The following is a 21,623-nucleotide window of genomic DNA, read 5'->3' on the forward strand; positions in this document are numbered from 1 at the left end:
CCATATATTAGAATGAAAGATGGAGCTGCGCTATAGCTGGGAGCGAAAAGGACAAACCCGATGCGCCAGCTCAAAAAACAGGATTTCACCCCGCCGATCGTTATGACGGAGGAGCCGCCGGATGTGCTCTGGATACGGCAGGGAAGCCGCCAGTTTCGCCGGGCGAGCTGGGCGCTTTTCCTCGCGGGCTTTGCCAGCTTTTCGCTGATCTATTGCGTACAGCCGCTCCTGCCGGAATTTCCGGCGGAATTCGGCATCAACCCTGCAACCGCATCGCTCGCTTTGTCGCTGACGACGGGAACGCTTGCCTTCGCCATTCTTCTCAGCGGCGCCTTTGCCCAGCTCTTCACCCGCCGAAATCTGATGTTCGTTTCGATGATGCTGGCCGCCATCGCCAATATCATCGCAGCAAGCACGCAAGGCTGGGCATGGCTGCTTGCTGCCCGCGCGCTGGAAGGCTTCGTGCTCGGCGGCGTTCCGGCTGTCGCCATGGCCTATCTTGCCGAGGAGATCGAACCTTCCAGCCTCGGCAAGGCGATGGGGCTTTATGTCGGCGGCACGGCCTTCGGCTCCATGGCGGGACGTGTCGGCATGGGGCTGGTGTCCGCCTATACCTCCTGGCAGGTGGCAATGTATGCGCTGGGTGCGGTCTGCATCCTTGCGGCCATCGGCTTCCTGCTGCTGCTTCCGCCCTCGCGGAATTTCCGGCCGCAGCACATGCCGCTTAAAAATCATCTGAGAATATGGGCGCAACATCTTGGAAACCCGGAACTTCGGCGGTTCTATTTCCTCGGCGCGATGCTGACGAGCGTGTTCACCACCGTTTTCAACTATTGCGCCTTTCGCCTCGTCGCGCCGCCTTACGAATTGGGCCGCACGGCCGTCAGCATGATTTTCCTGACCTTTGCCCTGGGTATCGTCGCGTCCTCCTATGGCGGGGCGCTGGTCGACCGGTTCAGCCGGCGGATCATGCTGGTGGTTGCCTTTTCCACCATTCTTGCCGGTATCCTGCTCACATTCGCCTCGAGCATCATCCTCATCGTGGCGGGGATTGCGGCGATAACCATCGGATTTTTCATCGGGCATTCGGCTGCCAGCAGCGGAGTGGGCGCGAATGCGGGCGCCGCCAAAAGCCATGCTTCCGCGCTTTATCTGCTGTTTTATTATTGCGGAGCGAGCATCACCGGCTGGGTCGGCGGCTGGTTCTGGATCCATGCCGGCTGGCCCGGCATCATGGCGATTACCGCCGGCTGCGCGCTTGCCGGAATTTTAGCCAGCCTCGCTCGTCCGGGCGCGCGGCGCGCCTGAGCGGCCATCGCGCCGGCCGGGGCGTCACTCCGCCGCCAGTTCCTGCTCCACCAGCGTTGCCCAGAACGCCACGCCCGGCACGATGGCCGCATCGTTGAAGTCGTAGGAGGTGTTGTGGTGCAGCGCGCCATCCACCGCCGGGCCGTTGCCCAGCCAGACATAGCAGCCGGGTGCTTCGCCCGCGAAGAAGGCGAAATCGTCGCCGGCGGTCGAGGGCGGGAAGGCGTTGCGGGTCTTGTTACCGAAGACGGTTCTTGCGGCCCGTAGCGCCCGTTTCGTCGCATCCGCCTCGTTGATGACGGGCGGAATGCGGCGGATGAATTCGTAATGCGCCTCGATGCCGAACATCGCCGCCGTGCCCTTCGCCAGCCTGCCGATTTCCGCTTCGAGCTGGTCGCGCACGTCAGCCGCATAAGCGCGCGCCGTGCCGCCGATTTCGACGAGATCGGGAATGACGTTGAGCGCCTTCGGGTCGCCCGCCTGCACCGAACAGGCGCTGACCACGGCGGGTTGCAGCGGATCGACGACGCGGCCGACGATGGTTTGCAGCGAGGCGAGGAAGGTGCCCGCCGCCGTCACCGGATCGCGGCCGAGATGCGGCTTGGCACCGTGCGTGCCGATGCCTTTGAACGTGACGCGCCAGCTGTCGGAAGAGGCGAGCTGCGGGCCTTCCACCACCGCCATTTCGTCGATCCCGAGCCCCGGCATATTATGCAGGCCATAGACCGCATCGCAGGGGAACAGGGTGAAAAGCCCGTCCTCCACCATTTTTTTCGCGCCGCCACGGCCTTCTTCGGCGGGCTGGAAAATGAAATGCACGGTGCCGGAAAAATCGCGGGTCTTTGCAAGGTAACGCGCAGCACCCAGCAGCATGGCGGTGTGGCCGTCATGGCCGCAGGCATGCATCTTGCCGGGAAATTTCGACTTATAGGGCCGGTCTGGCACTTCTGGCATGGCAAGCGCATCCATGTCGGCACGCAGGCCGATGCTGCGGGTGCCGTTGCCCACCTGCAGCGTCGCGACCACGCCGGTGCCGCCGAGACCGCGATGCACCTTCAGCCCGGCACGCTCGAGAAGATCGGCGACGATGGCGCTTGTTCTTTCCTCTTCGAAGCCCAGTTCGGGATGCGCGTGCAGGTCGTGGCGAAGCTCCGTCAGGAATGGCAGGTCCTCGCCGATGCGGTCCAGCAGTCTCATGGGCAGCTTGTCCTTGAATATGGGAAAAACCCGCGTCATAGGTGGGTTCATCCGAATGCCTGTTGCTTTTTTCTCTTCTAGAGCATTTCCAGCAAAAGTGTGTAGCGGTTTTGCGTTCGGAAATGCGTACAACAAAGAGCTAGGGTATTTCCGTGTTTCGGAGGAAAACGGAAATACCCTAGCGGAAAAAGCCAATGAAATGAACCCGCAGCGTCTCTGTGGTTGCTAAAATGACTGATCTGCCGAACGGGATTGGCATGGCCGAAAACCGCCTCCGCCTTGCGCCATCCCGGTTCTGAAAGGAAAAACCGATGCCGTCATCCGCATCGCCTGCCGCCCATTCCCCCGCCGCGCCGCATGAGTTCTGGCAGGAGATCCATCCGCGCCGCAGCTTCGAAACGGCAGGCCCGCATTCCGCCTTCTTTCCGGCGGAGCTGGATGACGGAAGGCAGATATGTCTGCCGATAAGGCCGCTGGCGGATGGCGAACATGCGCTCGCCTCGCTCATCGTCAATCAGGCCTCTTTTGAGGTGCTCGAGGCGCTGGCGGCCGACCTTGCCGCACAGCTTCTTCCCTTCAAGCCCGATGTCGTCATCGGCCTGCCGACGCTGGGGCTGACGCTCGCCGCCGCCGTCGCCCGGCATCTCGGCCATTCCCGTTACGTGCCGCTCGGCACCTCGCGCAAATTCTGGTATCTGGAGGAATTGTCGGTGCCGATGTCCTCCATCACCACAAGGCAGGAAAAACGGCTCTATATCGATCCGCGCATGCTGCCGCTCATCGAGAACCGTCGGGTGGCGCTGGTGGATGACGTGATCTCCAGCGGCAGCTCAATCATATCGGGTCTTTCGCTTCTCGCCGCCTCCGGCATTCGGCCCGCCGTCATCGGCGCGGCCATGCTGCAATCGGATCGCTGGCGGGAAAAAATCGCCGCTTTCGGGCCGGAATGGCCGGAGCGGGTGAGGGGTGTTTTTTCAACGCCGCTGCTCACGAAAGCGGAAGGCGGCTGGCGCGCCTGACGAAGCGCAAATTCCGGCAAAAGGCAAGTGGTGATAATTTCACCGCTGCCTAATTTGTGTCTTGCGAAGCTCGAAGAGATCGTCCTAAGATCGCCTCCGACAGACAATAGCGGTCGGCAAACAATGCGCCGGTTTGCTTTCGCGCGGTGTCATCCCGGCGTCTGCCCGCCCCCGTTTTGTTCTTTCCGATGACTGGAATTTCTTCCCATGCACGCAGTGTTCGACGGTCATAATGATGTGCTGCTTCGGTTGTGGCGCAACAGCAAGGCCGGTGCCGATCCGGTGGCCGAATTCAGGAACGGTACACGGGAAGGCCATATAGACGGTCCGCGTGCGAGGGCAGGCGGTCTCGGCGGCGGCATCTGCGCGATCTATATTCCCTCCGGCGATCTCATCCTTCAGGAACCGGATGAAAGCGGCCATTACAACACGCCGCTCGCCTCCCCACTGGAGCGCCAGCCTTCGCTCGATATCGCCATGGAAAAGGCGGCGATTGCGCTGAGGCTCGACCGCGCCGGCGCGTGGCGGCTTTGCCGCTCCACGGCCGATATCCGCAAGGCCTTTGCCGAGGATATCTTCGCCGCCGTGCTGCATATGGAAGGCTGTGAGGCGATCGGGGCCGATCTCGATGCGCTGGAGGTGTTTTACGCCGCCGGCCTGCGCTCGCTCGGCCCGGTCTGGAGCCGGCACAATATCTTCGGTCACGGCGTTCCGTTCTCTTATCCCATGTCTCCCGATACGGCGCCCGGCCTCACCGACGCCGGTTTTGCGCTGGTGAAGGAATGCAACAGGCTCGGCATTCTCATCGATCTCGCGCATATCACCGAAAAAGGCTTCTGGGATGTGGCGAAGACCACCAACCAGCCGCTGATCGCCAGCCATTCCAATGCGCATGCGCTTACCCCCGTGGCCCGCAATCTCACCGACAGGCAGATGGATGCCATCAAGGAGAGCGGCGGGCTGGTGGGTCTCAATTACGCTGTCACCATGCTGCGCGCGGATGCGCGCGACATTGCCGATACGCCGCTTTCCGACATGGTGCGCCATATCGATTACATGGTGGAGCGCATGGGCATCGATTGCGTGGCGCTGGGATCGGACTTCGACGGTGCGACGATACCCGTCGGCGTTGCCGATGCGAGCGGCAATCACAATCTGGTTGCGGCGCTGAAATCGGCGGGCTACGGTGATGGAGAACTTGCTAAAATATGCCGGGAAAACTGGCTGCGTGTTTTGTCTGAGGCCTGGCACGAGGCGGCCTGAGAAGAGCTGAAGCGAACCAAATCAAGCTTATAACAAAAGGGGAGATCCTATGATCAAATCGCTCAACAAATCCATGCGTATTCTCAGCACCAGCGCCGCTTTGTCGCTGATGATGCTGGCGGCGCCCCATGCTTTTGCCGCAACGCCGGCCGATACGCTGGTCGAAGGTTTCGCCATCGACGACATCATCACGCTCGATCCGGGCGAGGCTTTCGAACTTTCCGCCGCCGAAGTCACCGGCAATACCTACAGCAAGCTGGTTTCCATCGATCTCAACGACACGTCCAAGGTGATCGGCGATCTGGCCGAAAGCTGGACGACGTCCGAGGACGGCCTGACTTATACGTTCAAGCTGAAATCCGGCCTGAAATTCGCGTCGGGCAATCCGGTCACGGCCGATGATGTGGCCTTCTCCTTCGAACGTGCCGTGAAGCTCGACAAGTCGCCGGCATTCCTGCTGACGCAGTTCGGCCTCAGCGGTGATAACGTCACCGAAAAGGCGAAGGCTGCGGATGCGAACACCTTCGTTCTGACGGTCGACAAGCCCTATGCGCCGAGCTTCGTGCTGAACGTGCTGACCGCAACCGTCGCTTCGGTGGTCGACAAGAAATTCGTGACGGAAAAGGCCAAGTCGGTCACGCCGAGCGCCGATTACAAATACGACACGGATTTCGGCAACGAGTTCCTGAAGACCGGTTATGCCGGTTCCGGCCCCTACAAGATCCTCGGCTGGAAGGCCAACGAGGCGGTGATCCTCGAAGCCAACCCGAATTATTACGGCGAGAAGCCGAAGCTGAAGCGTGTGGTCTATCGCCACATGAAGGAAAGCTCGGGCCAGCGCCTGGCACTTGAGAACGGCGATATCGACGTTGCCCGCAACCTTGAGCCGGGCGACATGGAAGCCGTTTCCAAGAAGGAAGGCCTTGCCGTCACTTCCGCGCCGAAGGGCACCGTCTATTATTTCAGCCTCAACCAGAAGAACGAGAACCTGAAGAAGCCCGAGGTCATCGAAGCCTTCAAATATCTCGTGGACTACGACGCCATCGGCGCGACGATCATCAAGGGCATCGGCGAAGTTCACCAGACCTTCCTGCCGAAGGGCCAGCTCGGCGCGCTTGACGAGAACCCCTATAAGCTCGACGTCGCCAAGGCGAAGGAGCTTCTGGCCAAGGCCGGCCTGAAGGACGGCTTTACTGTGTCCATGGATGTGCGCAACACCCAGCCGGTGACCGGCATTGCCGAAAGCGTGCAGCAGACGCTGGCGCAGGCCGGCATCAAGCTGGAAATCATTCCCGGCGACGGCAAGCAGACGCTGACCAAATATCGCGCCCGCACGCATGATATCTATATCGGTCAGTGGGGTTCGGACTATTTCGACCCGAACTCGAATGCGGAAACCTTCACCATCAACTACGACAATTCCGATGAGGGCAAGAACAAGACGCTCGCCTGGCGCAATGCCTGGGACGTTCCTGATCTGACCAAGGAAACCCAGTCGGCGCTTCTGGAGAAGGACAGCGCCAAGCGCGCCGCCATCTATGAAAACCTGCAGAAGGAAGTTTTGGCGAAGGGTCCCTTCGTCATCATCTTCCAGCAGACGGAAGTGGCGGGATATTCCGCCAAGCTGAAGGGCCTGAAGCTCGGACCGAGCTTCGACACCAACTTCGTCTACACCATTTCCAAGGAATGATCCGGAAGGATCGGTCTCTTGAGCATGGTTGAAACCAACAGCAGGGCGAGGCACGGCAAACGCCGTGCCAATGCCCGCGTGAAAGCCGTTCTCGGCTTCGCCGTCACCGTCATCACCACCTTTCTGGGGCTGATGGCGGTCACATTCTTCATTGGCCGCGTCGTGCCGATCGATCCCGCGCTGGCGATCGTCGGCGACCGTGCGCCTGCGCATGTGGTCGAGCGGGTGCGTGAGCAGCTCGGCCTCAACCTGCCGCTCTGGCAGCAGTTCTTCCTTTATCTGAAACAGGCGCTATCGGGCGATTTCGGCACCTCCGTCCTCACCACCAATCCGGTGATGGAGGATATCAAGCGGGTGTTTCCGGCGACGATAGAACTCGCCACGCTCGGCACCATCATCGGCGCCGTCTTCGGCATTCCCCTCGGCGTGCTTGCCGCCGTCAAGCGTGGCAGCTTTGCCGACCAGGTCGTGCGCGTCATCGGCCTCATCGGTTATTCCGTGCCGATCTTCTGGCTCGGCCTTCTGGCGCTGCTGGTGTTTTACGCCCGGCTGCAATGGGTCGCTTATCCCGGCCGCATGGATATCGTTTATGAATTCACCTTCACGCCGGTCACGGGCTTCTTCCTGCTCGACGCGATCTGGCAGCGGCAATGGGACGTGTTGTGGGATCTCTTCCGCCACATCATCCTGCCCGCCTGTCTGCTCGGCTATTTTTCGCTGGCCTATATCAGCCGCATGACGCGCTCCTTCATGCTGAACGAGCTTAGCCAGGAATATATCGTCGCGGCCCGTGCCAAGGGGCTTTCGGAAACTCGCATCATCTGGTTCCACGCGCTGCGCAACGCCGCCGTGCCGCTGGTGACCGTGATTGCACTCTCTTATGCCGGTCTGCTCGAAGGTTCGGTGCTGACCGAAACCATCTTCGCCTGGCCGGGGCTCGGCCTCTACATCACCAATTCCCTGCAGAATGCGGATATGAACGCCGTTCTTGGCGGCACGATCGTGATCGGCGCCATCTTCGTCGGCATCAATCTCTTCTCCGATCTGCTTTACCGGACGCTCGATCCAAGGACGCGCAGCCGATGACCCTTTCGACCGATACGATCAAACCCTATAGCCGCGAATGGCTGCTCTCCGACCGGCCGGCCTCGCGCAAGCAGGCGCGGCTTGGCCGCGCCTATGTCATCTGGCGGCGCTTTTCGGAAAACCGTCTGGCGCTGCTTGGGCTCGGTATCATCATCGCGCTGCTGTTCGTGGCGCTGTTTGCCGATGTTCTGGCCCCGCATAACCCGGTGCAGGGCGATCTGCGCAATGCCCGGCTTTTGCCGCCCGGCACGGAAGGTTATCTGCTTGGCACCGACGATCAGGGCCGCGATATTCTCTCGCGCCTCATCCACGGTTCGAGGCTGACGCTTTTCGTCGTGCTTCTGGTCGCCATCATCGCAGCCCCCGTCGGCCTCATCGTCGGCACGGTTTCCGGTTATGCCGGCGGCTGGGTGGATGCGGTTTTGATGCGCATCACCGATATCTTCCTTGCCTTTCCGAAGCTCGTCCTGGCGCTGGCGCTGGTCGCGGCGCTTGGGCCGGGCATCGAAAACGCGGTGCTCGCCATCGCGCTTACCTCATGGCCGCCCTATGCGCGCATCGCACGCGCCGAAACCATGACCTTCCGCAATTCCGATTTCATCGCGGCGGTCAAACTCATGGGTGCGTCGCCCTTCCGCATCGTGCTGAAACACGTTATGCCGCTCTGCCTGTCGTCGCTCATCGTGCGCGTGACGCTGGATATGGCCGGCATCATCCTCACTGCCGCCGGTCTCGGCTTCCTCGGTCTTGGCGCACAGCCGCCGCTGCCGGAATGGGGTGCGATGATCGCTTCCGGCCGCCGCTTCATCCTCGATCAATGGTGGGTCGCGGCCATGCCCGGCGTGGCGATCCTCATCGTCAGCCTCGGTTTTAATCTTCTGGGCGATGGCCTGCGCGATGCGCTCGATCCCAAGGAGGCGGGCCAATGAGCGCGCCGCTTCTGACCGTAGAGAACCTGCGCGTCTCCTTTCCCACCCGCACCGGGCTGGTGGAGGCGGTGCGCGGTGTTTCTTTCACACTCGGCCGCGAGCGTCTCGGCATCGTCGGCGAATCCGGCTCGGGCAAATCGCAGACCGGCCGTGCCATCATGGGGCTGACCCCGAAAAACGCGCGCATCGAGGCCGATGCGCTGCGCTTCGGCGATATCGATCTGCTGCGGGCTTCGGCAAAAGAGCGGCGGATCATGCGCGGCAAGCGCATGGCCATGATCCTGCAGGACCCGAAATATTCGCTGAACCCGGTCATGCCGATCGGTCGCCAGATCATGGAAACGCTGCGCACCCATGAAAATATCGGCTCCAGCGAGGCGCGCCAGCGCACGCTCGCCATGCTCGAAGCCGTGCAGATACGCGATCCCGGGCGCGTCTTCGATCTTTACCCGCACGAGGTTTCGGGCGGCATGGGCCAGCGTGTGATGATCGCCATGATGCTGGTCTGCGGCCCGGAACTGCTGATCGCCGATGAGCCGACTTCGGCGCTCGATGTGACGGTTCAGCTCGAAGTGCTCGACATCCTCGACAAGCTGGTGCGCGACCGTGGCATGGGGCTGATCTTCGTCAGCCACGATCTGCGGCTGGTATCGTCTTTCTGCGACCGTGTTCTCGTCATGTATGCCGGCAAGGTGGTGGAAGAGCTGTCTTCCGCCAATCTGAAGGAAGCGAAACATCCCTATACGCAGGGCCTGCTGAACTGCCTGCCCGAAATCGGCGGCCACCGGCATCCGCTGCCGGTTCTGGAACGCAAGCCGGAGTGGCGCGCATGAGTTCAGTTCTTTCCGTTCGCGACATGGTGGTCGATTTCGACGGTTACATCGCGCTCGACAGCGTCAGCATCGATGTGGCCGAGGGTGAATCCTTCGGCATTGTCGGCGAATCCGGTTCCGGCAAGTCGACGCTGCTGCGCGCCATTGCCGGCCTCAACCATTTCGATGAAGGCTCCTTGATGGTGGCCGGGCGCTCCTATTCCGGCAAGCGCCGCGACAAGAGCTTTTATAGCGATGTGCAGATGGTGTTTCAGGACCCCTATGGCTCGCTTCACCCGCGCCAGACGGTGGATGCGCTGCTGCTCGAACCGCTGGTCATCCACGGTCTGGATAATCGCGAGCAGCGCATTGCCCGGGCATTGGACGAGGTGGGCCTCGGCACCGGCTTCCGCTTCCGTTATTCGCACCAGCTTTCCGGCGGCCAGCGCCAGCGCATCGCCATTGCGCGTGCGCTGATCGTCGAGCCGAAAATCCTGCTGCTGGATGAGCCGACTTCGGCCCTCGACGCCTCCATTCAGGCGGAAATCCTCAACCTGCTGGAACAGGCGCGCAAGGACCGTAACCTGACCTTCGTCATGGTCAGCCACGATCTCGGTGTCATCAGCCATATGTGCGATCGCCTTGCGGTGATGAAAAGCGGCAAGGTGGTGGAAATGTTGCAGGCGGAGGCGCTGGAAAGCCGGGAATTCAGCGCGGATTATACAAGGCAGCTGCTGGTGGCGAGCGAGGGCTTCAAGCGCGCGTGATGGCGCGAGGGTGCCTCCTTTTTCTTCTCCCCGAGGGGGAGAAGATGGCCCGAAGGGGCAGATGAGGGGGCAAGCTCTCCGCATATCTCTGCCGTCGCCCCCTCATCCCGCTGCCGCGGACTTCTCCCCGGCGGGAAGAAGAAACAAGCGGCGAGCTTTGCTTTCTCGAGCGATCTTCCCGCGTGAAGTATTTTCTCGCGACGCTGCGATGATATGGTGAGCCCCCACACCGGCCCATCCGAACAAGGTACCCACCCCATGCAACTGCGCGCATTGATGTATTTCGACGAACTGGTCCGCACCAATTCCATGCGCGCCGCGGCGGAAAACCTGAATGTTGCGCCGACAGCGGTGAGCCGCCAGATCGAAAACCTCGAATATTATTTCGGCTCGCCACTGGTGGAGCGTTCCAGCCGCGGCGTGAAGCTCACGGCGGCAGGTGAATTGCTCGCCGCCCGCGCCGGCAAGACGCTGCGGGAACTCGACCATGTGCACCAGCTCATTGACGACCTAAAGGGCCTGCAGCGCGGCCGCGTCACGGTCTATGCCAATGGCGCGACGGTGGCGAACCTTCTGGCGCCGGTGCTGGCGCAGTTCAGCCTGAAATATCCGAAACTACGTTTCGAGGTGCATATTACCAGCGCCCGGCAGGCAATGGAGGCGCTGGGTGCTGCGGAAGCCGATCTGGTCGTCAGCCTGTTCGCGCCGAAGGTTTCCGGCGTAAAAGTGCGCTCCCGCACCCGTATCAGCTACGACGCGATCTTTCCGGCCGGCCATGCGCTTGCCGGGCAGACGGAAGTCTCGCTCAAAGAACTGGCCAGCCTGCCGCTCGCCCTGCCGGACAAGAGTTTTGCCGCGCGTCAGGCTTTCGACACGCTGTTTGCCGATGCGGGCATCGAGCTTGATCCCGTCTTCATCACCAGCTCTTTGGAAATGCTGAAGGAACTGGTGCTGGGCCACGCCGCCGCCACGCTTCTGCCGGCGCTTTCGGTGGCGCGGGAAATCCGCAGCGGGCAGATGGTCGCCGTTCCGCTTGCCGGCAAGAAGGGTATCCATACCCAGATCGATCTCTGCGTTGCGCCCGACCGGCAATTGTCCTTCGCCGCCTCCAAGCTCGCCGATTTCATCGAGCGCTTCATGCGCGAGGCGACGGCGGGGTAAGCGAGACGGTTGGCAATCTGCCCGGAAGGTTGATTTCCATCCGCATTTCCGTGTAGCCATTTTAGCTACACGGAGCACACAAAAATCGAGATTGTGTGTGCGCCTGCAACATGACACTCTTTTTGCAACGGGCGGTCTTCCGAGGGCAAAAATGCCCCGGCCGCCAGACAGGGGACAATGATGCCACGCACTTATCTTTCGCAGGCGGCAACGCTTTCGCGCCGTACCGCGCTCTGCCTCGCAATGGGCACGGCGCTCTGGCTGCCGCTTTCGGCAACGGTTGCCGAAGCCGCGCCGAAAACCGCGCTGACGCTTGGCATGGCCGTCGAGCCGGCCGGTCTCGATCCGACCATTGCCGCCCCCGTCGCCATCGGCCAGGTCGCCTGGCAGAATGTCTTCGAAGGTCTGGTGAAGATCGACCGAGAAGGCAAGGTGAAGCCGCAGCTTGCCGAAAGCTGGGAGATTTCTGCTGATGGGAAGACCTATACGTTCAAGCTGCGCAAGGGCGTGACCTTCCATGATGGCGAGGCTTTCGATTCCTCTGTCGCGAAATTTTCGCTGGATCGGGCGCGTGGCGAAAGCTCGGTCAATCCGCAAAAACGCTTCTTTGCCGCCATCGACAGTATCGAGACGCCGGATGCAACAACGCTGGTGCTGAAGCTAAAGCAACCGGCCGGCAGCCTTCTCTACTGGCTGGGCTGGCCGGCCTCCGTGATGGTTGCGCCGAAAAGCGCGGAGAATAACCGCACCACTCCTGTCGGCACCGGCCCATTTAAATTCGTGAACTGGGCCAAGGGCGACAAGGTCGAGCTGCAGAGGAACGACGCCTATTGGGACAAGGCCGTGGCGGTGAAGCTCGACAAGGCGACCTTCCGTTTCGTCTCCGATCCGCAGGCGCAGGCCGCCGCACTGAAATCCGGCGATATCGATGCCTTCCCAGAATTCGGCGCGCCGGAACTGATGACCTCCTTCGATGGCGACGCGCGCCTCGGCACCTTCGTCGGCAATACCGAGTTGAAGGTCGTGGCCGGCATGAACAATGCCCGCAAGCCCTTCGATGACAAGCGCGTGCGTCAGGCGCTGATGATGGCTGTGGATCGCGGCACTGTCATTGAAGGCGCCTGGTCCGGCTTCGGCACGGCCATCGGCAGCCATTACACCCCGAATGACCGCGGCTATATCGATACGACCGGGGTACATCCTTACGATATCGACAAGGCCAAGGCGCTGCTTGCCGAAGCCGGTTATCCGGATGGTTTCAGCTTCACCATCAAAGCCCCGCAAATGGCCTATGCCCAGCGCACCTCGCAAATCCTGCAGGCGATGTTTGCCGAAATCGGCGTGACCATGACCATCGAGACCACCGAGTTTCCGGCGAAATGGGTGGCGGATGTTCTTAAAGGCGCGGATTACGACATGACCATCGTTGCCCATGCCGAGCCGATGGATATCGATATCTACGCGCGCGACCCCTATTATTTCAATTACAAGAACCCGACCTTCAACGAGGTCGTGGCGAATGTCGAAAAGACGGCGGATGCCGGCGAGCAGGAAAAGCTCTATGGCGAAGCCCAGAAAATCCTCGCGGAAGATGTACCCGCCCTTTATCTTTTCGTCATGCCGAAACTCGGCGTCTGGGACAGGAAGGTGAAGGGGCTTTGGGAAAACGAGCCCATTCCCTCGAATGTGCTGACGGATGTGCATTGGGAAGAATAGGGTTTGTTGTGAGGGGTAGGGCGCAGTTTCCCCATCCACCTCATTCCTGTGCTTGTCACAGGAATCCAGCCAGCCCAAGTCCTTGGGCTGAAAGGAGTCTCTCCGCCGCGCGGACGCGCGTCGGCTGGATCCCTGTGACATCCTCGGGCTTGTTCCGGGGAACAGGGATGAGGGAAGAGTGTGCGGGATGATAACAAATCTCTCCACGATATCCGGCTACAAAACAAAGCAAGGAGAAGATGCCAGATGTTAGCCGTCCTCATCCGGCGTCTTTTAAGCCTCGTCATCACCCTGTTTGCCGTTTCCCTCATCATCTATGTCGTCATGGGCCTGCTGCCGGGCGATCCGGCGGCCATCATGCTTGGAACCTCGGCGAGCCCCGATACGCTGGCCGCCCTGCAGAAGCAGATGGGCCTCGATCAGCCGCTGCCGCTGCGTTATCTCCACTGGCTGGCCGGCGTGTTTCATGGCGATCTCGGGCAATCCTATACCTATGGCGTGCCGGTGGCGGGCCTGATCCTGGAGCGGCTGGCCGTTACCCTGCCGCTTGCGCTGCTGGCCGTCTGCCTGTCTGTCACTATTGCCATTCCGCTCGGCGTGGCGGCGGCGCGGAGCCGCAACGGGGCGCTGGATTTTGCAGCCGGGCTGTTTTCGCATGTGGGCATTGCCGTGCCCGGTTTCTGGGTCGGGCTGCTGCTCATCATCGTCTTTTCCACCACGCTCGGCTGGATGCCGGCCGGCGGTTTTCCCGGCTGGACGCCGAGCTTTTCAGCGGGTCTCACGGCGCTCATCCTTCCGGCGGTGGCGCTGGCGCTGTCGCAGGCCGGTGTTCTCACCCGCGTTTGCCGCTCCGCCGTGCTGGAAGTGATGAACGAGGATTTCGTGCGCACCGCGCGGGCCAAGGGCCTGAGCGAGCGGGTGGCGCTGTGGCGGCATGCGGTGCCGAATGCGATGATACCTGTCGTCACCATGATCGGCCTGCAATTCACCTTCCTCATTGCCGGCGCGGTGCTGGTGGAAAATGTCTTCAACCTGCCGGGTCTCGGGCGGCTTGCCTATCAGGCGCTCACCCAGCGCGATATCGTCGTCATGCAATCCGTCGTGCTGTTTTTCTCGGCGCTGGTGATCGTCATGAATTTCGTGGTCGATATCGCCTATCTCTTCATCGATCCGAGACTGCGGGCAGGTGCGCGATGATGCGATTGATCCGCCGCCGCCCCGCCTTTGCCGTCGGCATCGCCGTCACGGTCTTTCTGGTCGCAGTCGCCCTGCTGTCGCTGGTCTGGACGCCGGTGTCCCCCACCAAGATGCAGATCGTCCAGAAGCTGAAATCGCCCTTCGTTTATGGCGGCCTCGGCACGGATCATTTCGGCCGCGACGTGTTGTCGATGCTGATGGCCGGTGCGTGGAACTCGCTGTCCACCTCCATCGCCGCCGTCGCCATCGGTGCATTTATCGGCACGACCATCGGCGTTGCGGTTGCGGCGCTGCGCGGTTTCACCGAAACCGTGGTCATGCGCATCTGCGACATCATCTTCGCCGTGCCGCCCATCCTGTCGGCGATGATGCTCGGCGCTTTCATCGGCACGGGCCGTTTCACCGCCATCATCGCCATCGCCACCTTCATGGTGCCGGTCTTTGCCCGGCTGACGCTGGGGGCGGCGTTGCAGATATGGTCGCGGGAATATGTCACCGCCGCCACCAGCATCGGCCAGAACCGCGCCAAGATCACGCTTTTCCACATCGTGCCGAATATTTCCAACCAGATCATCGTGCAGGTGACGATCCAGCTCGGTCTTGCGATATTGACGGAAGCAGGCCTTTCTTTCCTCGGTCTCGGCATGCCGCCGCCCGCCGCCACCTGGGGGCGGATGCTGGCCGATGCCCAGACCTACCTTGGCACAGCACCCTGGCTCGCCATCATGCCCGGCCTTGCGATTGCGCTCGCCGTTTTCGGCCTCAATCTTCTGGGCGATGGCCTGCGCGACCTGCTGGACCCGCGCGATACCAGCTGACCGTTTCAAGCCGATATCGCCCTTATTTCCTGTTTTTCTGACGAGACGATGCCATGACCGATCTCATAGACCTCAACACGCTTGAAATCCTGGCGCTTTACCGGGACAGGAAGCTTTCGCCATCGGAATATTGGCAGGCGGTGGAGGCGCGTATCGATGCTTTCGAACCGGTGGTGAACGCGCTTTACGCCTATGATCCGGAAGATGCACGCAGGCAGGCGCTGGCCTCGACGGAACGTTGGCAAAAGGGCGAAACGCTCGGGGCTCTCGATGGCATTCCGGTCTCGCTGAAGGAATTGATCGCCACGAAAGGCCATCCCGTGCCGCTTGGCACCAAAGCGGTGGAACTGGTGCCTGCGGTTGAGGACGCGCCGGTGGCCGCCCGCTGCCGGGAGGATGGCGCGATTATTTACGCTAAGACCACCTGCCCGGATTACGGCATGCTTTCCTCCGGCCTTTCCAGTTTCCACAAGCTCAGCCGCAATCCGTGGGACCCCACCCAGAACCCCGGCGGCTCCAGCGCCGGCGCGGCTTCGGCAGGCGCTGCGGGTTACGGCACGCTGCATATCGGCACGGATATTGGCGGCTCGGTGCGGTTGCCGGCGGGCTGGACCGGCCTGTTCGGTTTCAAGCCAAGCCAGGGCCGCATCCCGGTCGATCCCTATTATACCGGCCGCTGCGCCGGACCGATGACCCGCACCGTTGCCGACGCCGCCTATGCCATGGCGACGCTTTCCCGTCCCGACTGGCGCGATGGCACATCGCTGCCGCCCAACGATATCAACTGGATGAACCTCGATATTAATGTAAAGGGCCTGAAAATCGGCCTGATGCTGGATGCTGGCTGCGGCCTGCCGCTGGACGAAGAGGTGCGCGACGCCGTGCTCTCCGCCGCGAAACTGTTCGAGGCGGCTGGCGCCATCGTCATCCCGGTCGAGCCGGTGCTGACACGCGAGATGCTGGACGGGCTGGACGATTTCTGGCGGGCGAAGTTCTGGGGCGACATGGCGGCGCTGAGCGCGGACCGCCGTGCCGCGATCCTTCCCTATATTCATGAATGGGCACAGAAGGGGGCGGATATTTCCGGCGCGCGCGCCGTTTTCGGTTTCAACCAGACCATGGAAATGCGTAAGGCTTGCGGGCACTTGATGCAGTCCGTTGATGCGGTGATTTCACCCGTCAATCCCATCGTGTCCTATCCGGCCGACTGGGCCTCGCCCACCAATGATCCCGAACTTCCCTTCGAACATATCGCCTTCACGGTGCCGTGGAACATGTCGGAACAGCCGGCCTCCTCGATCAATTGCGGCTTCTCCAGATCGGGAATGCCCATCGGCTTGCAGATCGTCGGGCCGCGTTACGAGGATCTGTTCGTGCTGAAGCTTTCAAAGACCTTCGAGAACTGGGGCGGCGGTGTGAGACGCTGGCCGCAGCCGCCGCAGGCCCGCTGATTCCAGCTTTATCGACCCTGTAGTATTGCCATAATACCCGCATCTCGATCCCGCCTGTTAGGGTGCCCAAAGGCATTCGAAAACGGGAGGAGCAGACATGCCGAAGAAGATTTTGATGATCGCCGGCGATTTCGCCGAGGACTATGAGACCATGGTGCCGTTCCAGACACTGCTCGCGGTCGGCCACACGGTGCACGCCGTCTGCCCGGGCAAGAAGGCGGGCCAGACCATTGCCACGGCCATCCATGATTTCGAGGGCGACCAGACCTATTCGGAAAAACGCGGCCATAATTTCGCGCTCAACGCCACCTTCGCCGATATCAAGGTTGCGGATTACGATGCGCTGGTTATTCCGGGCGGCCGTGCGCCGGAATATCTGCGGCTCAACGCGGATGTGCTTTCGGCGGTGAAACATTTCTTCGAGGCCAACAAGCCGGTGGCCGCCGTCTGCCATGGCGCGCAATTGCTCGCGGCTGCGGGCGTCTTGAAGGGCCGCACCTGCTCGGCCTATCCCGCCTGCCGCCCGGAGGTGGAACTGGCGGGCGGCACCTATGCCGATATCGCCATCGATGCGGCGGTTACCGACGGCAAGCTGGTGACGGCGCCCGCATGGCCGGCGCATCCGGCCTGGCTTTCGCAATTCATGGCCGTGCTCGGCAAATAAGACCTGCGAAACGGGGCTTTTTCCGGCCCCGTTTTCCGCCTATCTTTCAGGCGTGGTGAGGGAGGAAACCATGTGCAAGCTTTTCATCAAGGCAGACCCGACGCTTTGGGAAAGCCATACGCGGTCGCTCAGGATCGATGGCATGGTCACCAGCGTGCGGCTTGAAAACTTCTTCTGGTCGACGCTGGACGAGATCGCGCGGCGCGACGGCATGAACAGCGTGCAGCTCATCGCCAAGCTCTATAATGAATCGATCGATGCCGGGCACGATCTCGGCAATTTCACCTCGTTCCTGCGGGTCTGCTGCGGGCGTTATCTGGCGCTTCAGCTTTCCGGCGATATTCCGGCACGCAGCGATATTCCGATTGCGGCGCTGGATGCGGACAGCATTCTCGATGCGGAAAAGGTGAATTATCACTAGGGCGCGTCCCGCTTTTTGCGCCGCGATACCCTCAACCTCATTCCTGTGCTTGTCACAGGAATCCAGCCGACGCGCGTCCGCGCGGCGGGAAGAGTCCTTTCAGCCCAAGGACTTGGGCTGGCTGGATCCCTGTGACGAGCACAGGGATGAGGGAGAGAGCGTTTAGCTCTTCAGCGCCCTTGGATCGAGCGCATCGCGCACAGCATCACCGATATAGTTGACGCTCAGAACCGTCAGCGAGATCGCCAGCCCCGGCCACAGCACGCGCGAGGGCGTCAGCTGCAGGAAGTTGGCACCATCGAACAGCAGCCGTCCCCAGGTCGGGAAATCGGAGGGGAAGCCGAGGCCGAGGAAGGACAGCGCGGATTCCGTGATGATGGCGGCGGCGATGCCGAGCGTGGCCGAGACCATGATCGAGCTCAGCACATTCGGCAGGATGTGCCTGAGGATGATACGGTATTCGCGCATGCCGCTCGATTTCGCCGCCATGATGAATTCCTGGCTTTTGATCGTCAGCACGTCGCCGCGCACGATACGGGCCGTATGCATCCAGCTGGTTATCCCGATCACGAAGACGATCAGGATGAAGATGCCGGTTTCCGGCCCGAAGGCGGCGCGCAGCGTATCGCGAAACAGCATCAGGATGACGAGCAGCAGCGGCAAAAGCGGCAACGCCAGGAACAGGTCGGTCAGCCGCATCAGCGGGCCGTCCAGCCTGCGAAAATAGCCAGACAGCACGCCCACCAGCGTTCCGAGAAACAGCGCCAGCAGCATGGCGGTGATGCCGACGGCAAGCGAGATGCGCCCGCCGGCCAGAACCTGCGCCAGCATGTCCTTACCGAGATTATCGGTACCGAAGGGATGCGCCCATGACGGCCACTGGTTGCGCGCCTTCACATTGATGGCGTTGGGCGCAACGGTGTGGATATAGGGGCCGACATAGACCGCAAGCAGGATGAAGACGAAAACGAAGAGGCCCGCCACGCCGCCCTTGTGAACGCGGAACTGTTTCCAGATATCGGCAAGGGCGGATTGCGTGGGGGTGGCCGCAACCGTCGGCGCTGCGATGGTGGCGTCAGTCATAGCGGATCCTCGGGTCGAGAATGCCGTACAGCACGTCGGCAATCAGGTTGAAGAGCACGATAAGCACCGCGAAAATGAAGGTGAGCGTCTGCACCAGCGGAATATCCGCGCCCTGAACGGCGGTGATCAGCAATTGGCCAAGCCCGTTCACGCGGAAGATTTGCTCGGTGATGATGGCGCCGGAAAAGATCGTCGGCACGCCGAGCGCAATCACCGTCACCACCGGGATCAGGCTGTTGCGCAGCACGTGGATGAGCAGGACGGATTTTTCCTTCACGCCCTTGGCGCGCGCGGTGCGCACATAATCCTGATGCAGATTGTCGAGCATCGAGGCGCGCACGAAGCGGCTGATCTGCGAGACATTGTAGAGCGTCAGCACCAGAACCGGCAGGAACATCTGCTTCACCTGCGCCACGAAACTTCCCCAGTCGGTCACCTGAAGGTTGGTGTCGTAAACGGAAGGGAACCATTGCAGGTAGGAGCTGAAGATGACCACCAGCAGCACGCCGGTAAAGAAGGTCGGCACCGAATAACCGACCATCGAAACGAAGGTGCCGATCTGGTCGAAGATCGAATATTGCTTGTAGGCGGAGATGACGCCGATCGGGATCGCCAGCAGCGCGCCGAAGAGATAGGCGAGGCCCACCACCCACAGTGTCTGCGGCATGCGCTGGATGACGAGATCGACCACCGGGCTGCGTGTTGCCCAGGAGAGCACCCGCATGCGGCTGCCATCGCCGATCTGCCAGCCGGTCAGCCTTTCAATGAGGTTCAGCGGTTCGTTGATGAAGAATTGCTGCAGCCACATCAGGTAACGGATGAAGAAGGGCTGGTCGAGGCCGAGCGAGGCGCGGATTTGCTCGCGCACTTCCGGCGGGATGGTGAGCGGCAGGTCGCCGGTCGGGTCGTTCGGCGCAAGATCGAGCAGCGCGAAGATGACGAAGCTGATGACGAGCAGCGTCGGTACGGCAAAGGCAAGCCGCCGGAGCGTAAAGGTAAACATCTGAAACTCTCCAGACCCAGAGCGCGGCAGGACGAAAAATGGGAGCGTTTTCGCCTTAACGCGGCAAATGTGTCTTCAGATCATGGTCCAGGGGCATGCAGAAGGCCGGCCTCTCCGGGGGGAGAAGCCGGCGCATCTGCGTGTTACTTCTTGCGGGACCAGTCCGCGACGTTCCAGAGTTCCGAATCCCAGGCATTCATGCGAACGCCTTCCAGCGTCAGCGAATGCGAGGAAACGCTGCCGCGGTGGATGAGCGGAATATGCGCGCCTTCCTCCGTCAGCATGTCGTTGAGCTGCTTGGAAATCTCCGCGCGCTTGGCAAGCTCGGCGGTCTTGGAGAGTTCACCCACCAGCTTGTCGAATTCCGGGTTGCAATAACGCGGAATATTCTGGCCCTGCCAGCCGTTTTCCGGGGCCGGAATCTTGTCGCACAGCCATTCCGCCAGATATTTTTCCGGGTCCGTGCCGTCGAAATTGTTGGTGTACATTTCGACGTCGGCATAAAATTTCTGGAAAGTATCCGGGCTTGCCGGGTCGCCGCCGAAGAAGACCGAGGCGCTGACATTGCGCAGTTCGGAGGCAACGCCGATCTGCGACCACATGTCCTTCACCAGTTCCTGCGTGGCCTGGCGAACCGAGTTGGTGGAGGTCTGGTAGAGGAAGGAGAGCTTCACGCCATCCTTGGCGCGGATGCCATCGGCGCCCTTCACCCAGCCGGCATCGTCCAGCAGCTTGTTTGCGCCTTCCACATCCTGCTTCAGGCACCAGCTGTCATTCTTGGTGGAAGCGACGGCTTCCGGAGCCGGCACGATGTTGCAGGTCGGTTTGCCCGCTTCGCCATAACCCGCTTCGTCGATGACATCGCGGTCGATGGCGAGCGACAATGCACGGCGCACGGCGGGATCGGAAAGGGCAGGGTGCGGGCCGGCCTGCTTGGTGGAGCGCTTGTCGCCCAGCGAAGGATCGGCATTGTACCAGTTGAGATTGATACGCTCGACCTGGGTGCCGAAGGCTGTCTCAAGCTTGCCCTTACCGGCGGCCACCATGGTCGCGAGGATTTCCGGCTCCACCTGCATGTTCCAGGCATAGTCGAATTCGCCGGTTTCAAGAACGGCGCGCGCGGCGGAAGCGGCATCGCCACCGCCCTTAAGGGTCGCCGTGGCGAAGGCGGGCTTGGCGGGGTCGCGGTAATTGGTGTTGGCGACGAAGCTGATCACGTCATTCGGCTTGAAATCCTTGACCACGAAGGGGCCGGTGCCGATGGGACCGAAATTGGCGGATGTGCAGCCGGGCGCGGCAGCGCCGACGCATTTTTCAAACTGCTTCTTCTGGATGACCGGCGACTGCGCGCCGACAAATGCGGAATAGGGGTAGGGTTTCGGTTCGGTGAAGCTGACCTTGACGGTGTGGGCGTCGACGGCCTCGACATTCTTCACGCCCTCATATTGCGCCGCCTGCGCGCAGCCGCCATCCGGTGCGGTGCAATATTTCCAGGTGAAAATAACGTCCTCGGCGGTGAGCGGCGTGCCATCCGACCACTTGACGTCGCTTTTCAGCTTCCAGGTCATGCTGAGCAGATCCTTCGCGACGCCGCCATTGTCGATCGTCGGAATTTCGGTGACCAGCATCGGCACCAGCTCGCCCTTTTCGTCGTAGCGCGCCAGCGGCTCAATCACCATGGACGAGCTGTAGACTTCCTTCGTGCCACCGGAAAGATAAGGATTAAGTGTCGATACTGCTTGCCAGAACAGGATTTTCAGTTCGCCGTCACTGCCACGCTCGGCATGGGCGGCAGAGCCTGCCAGGGCCATGGCCGCCACCGTGCTGGCAAAGAGAACGCTGCGCTTCTTCATTGTCGTTTTCCCCTTTTTGGATTTTATCTATTTGAATGTTTGACGCTTTTCCCGTCGTCATGTGCAAGGTCTGTTATTCTAAGTATTTGACTTTGCTAAGGAATATTCCTCCATTCCCGATGATGCTATTGTCAGTTTTTTTGAAAAGCAAGTCCCAATGTTCCTTTGATGAACAAAATTTGAGC

General features: G+C 61.2%; 19 protein-coding genes. 15 read left to right on the forward strand and 4 right to left on the reverse strand.

The features are described 5' to 3' along the window. Nucleotides 1-60 precede the first annotated feature (60 nt). On the forward strand, nucleotides 61-1,308 hold the full coding sequence (locus CFBP4996_RS23470; protein ID WP_003520902.1) for an MFS transporter: 1,248 nt from the start codon (nucleotides 61-63) through the stop codon (nucleotides 1,306-1,308). A gap of 24 nt (nucleotides 1,309-1,332) precedes the next feature. Here CFBP4996_RS23470 and CFBP4996_RS23475 read toward each other — a convergent pair whose 3' ends face one another. Beyond that, nucleotides 1,333-2,505: a M20 aminoacylase family protein gene (locus CFBP4996_RS23475; protein ID WP_162936028.1), complete on the reverse strand. Its 1,173-nt coding sequence runs from the start codon at nucleotides 2,503-2,505 to the stop codon at nucleotides 1,333-1,335. Nucleotides 2,506-2,816: 311 nt separating this feature from the next. Between CFBP4996_RS23475 and CFBP4996_RS23480 the strand changes: the two genes are divergently transcribed. From CFBP4996_RS23480 to CFBP4996_RS23545, 14 genes are all read left to right on the forward strand, one after another. Beyond that, on the forward strand, nucleotides 2,817-3,524 hold the full coding sequence (locus CFBP4996_RS23480) for a phosphoribosyltransferase (protein ID WP_080853601.1): 708 nt from the start codon (nucleotides 2,817-2,819) through the stop codon (nucleotides 3,522-3,524). Nucleotides 3,525-3,731: 207 nt separating this feature from the next. Next, entirely contained in the window at nucleotides 3,732-4,787 is a 1,056-nt protein-coding gene (locus tag CFBP4996_RS23485) for a dipeptidase (protein ID WP_035263351.1), read from the forward strand. Between the two features lie 49 nt (nucleotides 4,788-4,836). Further along, nucleotides 4,837-6,477 (forward strand): ABC transporter substrate-binding protein, encoded by a 1,641-nt coding sequence (locus tag CFBP4996_RS23490; RefSeq protein ID WP_003523144.1) that lies wholly within the window; start codon nucleotides 4,837-4,839, stop codon nucleotides 6,475-6,477. Nucleotides 6,478-6,495: 18 nt separating this feature from the next. Next, nucleotides 6,496-7,563 carry an ABC transporter permease gene (locus CFBP4996_RS23495; protein ID WP_080853600.1) on the forward strand — a complete coding sequence of 356 codons (1,068 nt, stop codon included), beginning with the start codon at nucleotides 6,496-6,498 and terminating at the stop codon, nucleotides 7,561-7,563. Then, a complete protein-coding gene (locus CFBP4996_RS23500) occupies nucleotides 7,560-8,492 on the forward strand; it encodes an ABC transporter permease (protein WP_065117720.1) in 933 nt (310 codons plus the stop codon). The genes CFBP4996_RS23495 and CFBP4996_RS23500 overlap by 4 nt, the downstream gene beginning before the upstream one ends. Beyond that, complete coding sequence (locus CFBP4996_RS23505) at nucleotides 8,489-9,325, forward strand: ABC transporter ATP-binding protein (RefSeq protein WP_080853599.1); 837 nt, start codon at nucleotides 8,489-8,491, stop codon at nucleotides 9,323-9,325. The genes CFBP4996_RS23500 and CFBP4996_RS23505 overlap by 4 nt, the downstream gene beginning before the upstream one ends. Further along, nucleotides 9,322-10,071 carry an ABC transporter ATP-binding protein gene (locus CFBP4996_RS23510; protein ID WP_080853598.1) on the forward strand — a complete coding sequence of 250 codons (750 nt, stop codon included), beginning with the start codon at nucleotides 9,322-9,324 and terminating at the stop codon, nucleotides 10,069-10,071. The genes CFBP4996_RS23505 and CFBP4996_RS23510 overlap by 4 nt, the downstream gene beginning before the upstream one ends. Nucleotides 10,072-10,329: 258 nt before the next feature. Beyond that, nucleotides 10,330-11,232 carry a LysR family transcriptional regulator gene (locus CFBP4996_RS23515; RefSeq protein ID WP_080853597.1) on the forward strand — a complete coding sequence of 301 codons (903 nt, stop codon included), beginning with the start codon at nucleotides 10,330-10,332 and terminating at the stop codon, nucleotides 11,230-11,232. A gap of 180 nt (nucleotides 11,233-11,412) precedes the next feature. Further along, complete coding sequence (locus CFBP4996_RS23520; RefSeq protein ID WP_080854796.1) at nucleotides 11,413-12,948, forward strand: ABC transporter substrate-binding protein; 1,536 nt, start codon at nucleotides 11,413-11,415, stop codon at nucleotides 12,946-12,948. Nucleotides 12,949-13,194: 246 nt separating this feature from the next. Then, the gene (locus tag CFBP4996_RS23525; RefSeq protein WP_080853596.1) at nucleotides 13,195-14,145 is read left to right on the forward strand and encodes an ABC transporter permease; all 951 of its coding nucleotides are present in this window, start codon (nucleotides 13,195-13,197) and stop codon (nucleotides 14,143-14,145) included. Continuing rightward, entirely contained in the window at nucleotides 14,142-14,963 is an 822-nt protein-coding gene (locus tag CFBP4996_RS23530; RefSeq protein WP_003499034.1) for an ABC transporter permease, read from the forward strand. Before CFBP4996_RS23525 ends, CFBP4996_RS23530 begins: the two co-directional genes overlap by 4 nt. A 53-nt stretch (nucleotides 14,964-15,016) precedes the next feature. Continuing rightward, complete coding sequence (locus CFBP4996_RS23535; RefSeq protein WP_080853595.1) at nucleotides 15,017-16,414, forward strand: amidase; 1,398 nt, start codon at nucleotides 15,017-15,019, stop codon at nucleotides 16,412-16,414. Nucleotides 16,415-16,511: 97 nt separating this feature from the next. Further along, nucleotides 16,512-17,078 carry a DJ-1/PfpI family protein gene (locus tag CFBP4996_RS23540; RefSeq protein WP_162936027.1) on the forward strand — a complete coding sequence of 189 codons (567 nt, stop codon included), beginning with the start codon at nucleotides 16,512-16,514 and terminating at the stop codon, nucleotides 17,076-17,078. Between the two features lie 70 nt (nucleotides 17,079-17,148). Continuing rightward, entirely contained in the window at nucleotides 17,149-17,499 is a 351-nt protein-coding gene (locus CFBP4996_RS23545; RefSeq protein WP_080853594.1) for a ribbon-helix-helix domain-containing protein, read from the forward strand. Between the two features lie 162 nt (nucleotides 17,500-17,661). On the opposite strand, the gene CFBP4996_RS23550 is transcribed toward CFBP4996_RS23545, so the two are convergent. The 3 genes from CFBP4996_RS23550 to CFBP4996_RS23560 all read right to left on the reverse strand — a co-directional run bounded on the left by CFBP4996_RS23550 (nucleotide 17,662) and on the right by CFBP4996_RS23560 (nucleotide 21,438). Beyond that, complete coding sequence (locus CFBP4996_RS23550; protein WP_080853593.1) at nucleotides 17,662-18,582, reverse strand: ABC transporter permease; 921 nt, start codon at nucleotides 18,580-18,582, stop codon at nucleotides 17,662-17,664. Then, nucleotides 18,575-19,585 carry an ABC transporter permease gene (locus CFBP4996_RS23555; protein WP_020813216.1) on the reverse strand — a complete coding sequence of 337 codons (1,011 nt, stop codon included), beginning with the start codon at nucleotides 19,583-19,585 and terminating at the stop codon, nucleotides 18,575-18,577. The genes CFBP4996_RS23550 and CFBP4996_RS23555 overlap by 8 nt, the downstream gene beginning before the upstream one ends. A 143-nt stretch (nucleotides 19,586-19,728) precedes the next feature. Then, entirely contained in the window at nucleotides 19,729-21,438 is a 1,710-nt protein-coding gene (locus tag CFBP4996_RS23560; protein WP_080853592.1) for a peptide ABC transporter substrate-binding protein, read from the reverse strand. Nucleotides 21,439-21,623 lie beyond the last annotated feature (185 nt).

The sequence above is a fragment of the Agrobacterium leguminum genome (genome assembly GCF_005144435.2).
GTDB classification, from domain to species: Bacteria; Pseudomonadota; Alphaproteobacteria; order Rhizobiales; family Rhizobiaceae; genus Agrobacterium; species Agrobacterium leguminum.

What these genes read in the sequence shown, in the direction of transcription:
- CFBP4996_RS23470 (WP_003520902.1), top strand. Translation starts at nt 61, where the DNA reads ATGCGCCAGCTCAAAAAACAGGATTTCACCCCGCCGATCGTTATGACG.
- CFBP4996_RS23475 (WP_162936028.1), bottom strand. Translation starts at nt 2,505, where the DNA reads ATGAGACTGCTGGACCGCATCGGCGAGGACCTGCCATTCCTGACGGAG.
- CFBP4996_RS23480 (WP_080853601.1), top strand. Translation starts at nt 2,817, where the DNA reads ATGCCGTCATCCGCATCGCCTGCCGCCCATTCCCCCGCCGCGCCGCAT.
- CFBP4996_RS23485 (WP_035263351.1), top strand. Translation starts at nt 3,732, where the DNA reads ATGCACGCAGTGTTCGACGGTCATAATGATGTGCTGCTTCGGTTGTGG.
- CFBP4996_RS23490 (WP_003523144.1), top strand. Translation starts at nt 4,837, where the DNA reads ATGATCAAATCGCTCAACAAATCCATGCGTATTCTCAGCACCAGCGCC.
- CFBP4996_RS23500 (WP_065117720.1), top strand. Translation starts at nt 7,560, where the DNA reads ATGACCCTTTCGACCGATACGATCAAACCCTATAGCCGCGAATGGCTG.
- CFBP4996_RS23505 (WP_080853599.1), top strand. Translation starts at nt 8,489, where the DNA reads ATGAGCGCGCCGCTTCTGACCGTAGAGAACCTGCGCGTCTCCTTTCCC.
- CFBP4996_RS23510 (WP_080853598.1), top strand. Translation starts at nt 9,322, where the DNA reads ATGAGTTCAGTTCTTTCCGTTCGCGACATGGTGGTCGATTTCGACGGT.
- CFBP4996_RS23515 (WP_080853597.1), top strand. Translation starts at nt 10,330, where the DNA reads ATGCAACTGCGCGCATTGATGTATTTCGACGAACTGGTCCGCACCAAT.
- CFBP4996_RS23520 (WP_080854796.1), top strand. Translation starts at nt 11,413, where the DNA reads ATGCCACGCACTTATCTTTCGCAGGCGGCAACGCTTTCGCGCCGTACC.
- CFBP4996_RS23525 (WP_080853596.1), top strand. Translation starts at nt 13,195, where the DNA reads ATGTTAGCCGTCCTCATCCGGCGTCTTTTAAGCCTCGTCATCACCCTG.
- CFBP4996_RS23530 (WP_003499034.1), top strand. Translation starts at nt 14,142, where the DNA reads ATGATGCGATTGATCCGCCGCCGCCCCGCCTTTGCCGTCGGCATCGCC.
- CFBP4996_RS23535 (WP_080853595.1), top strand. Translation starts at nt 15,017, where the DNA reads ATGACCGATCTCATAGACCTCAACACGCTTGAAATCCTGGCGCTTTAC.
- CFBP4996_RS23540 (WP_162936027.1), top strand. Translation starts at nt 16,512, where the DNA reads ATGCCGAAGAAGATTTTGATGATCGCCGGCGATTTCGCCGAGGACTAT.
- CFBP4996_RS23545 (WP_080853594.1), top strand. Translation starts at nt 17,149, where the DNA reads ATGTGCAAGCTTTTCATCAAGGCAGACCCGACGCTTTGGGAAAGCCAT.
- CFBP4996_RS23550 (WP_080853593.1), bottom strand. Translation starts at nt 18,582, where the DNA reads ATGACTGACGCCACCATCGCAGCGCCGACGGTTGCGGCCACCCCCACG.
- CFBP4996_RS23555 (WP_020813216.1), bottom strand. Translation starts at nt 19,585, where the DNA reads ATGTTTACCTTTACGCTCCGGCGGCTTGCCTTTGCCGTACCGACGCTG.
- CFBP4996_RS23560 (WP_080853592.1), bottom strand. Translation starts at nt 21,438, where the DNA reads ATGAAGAAGCGCAGCGTTCTCTTTGCCAGCACGGTGGCGGCCATGGCC.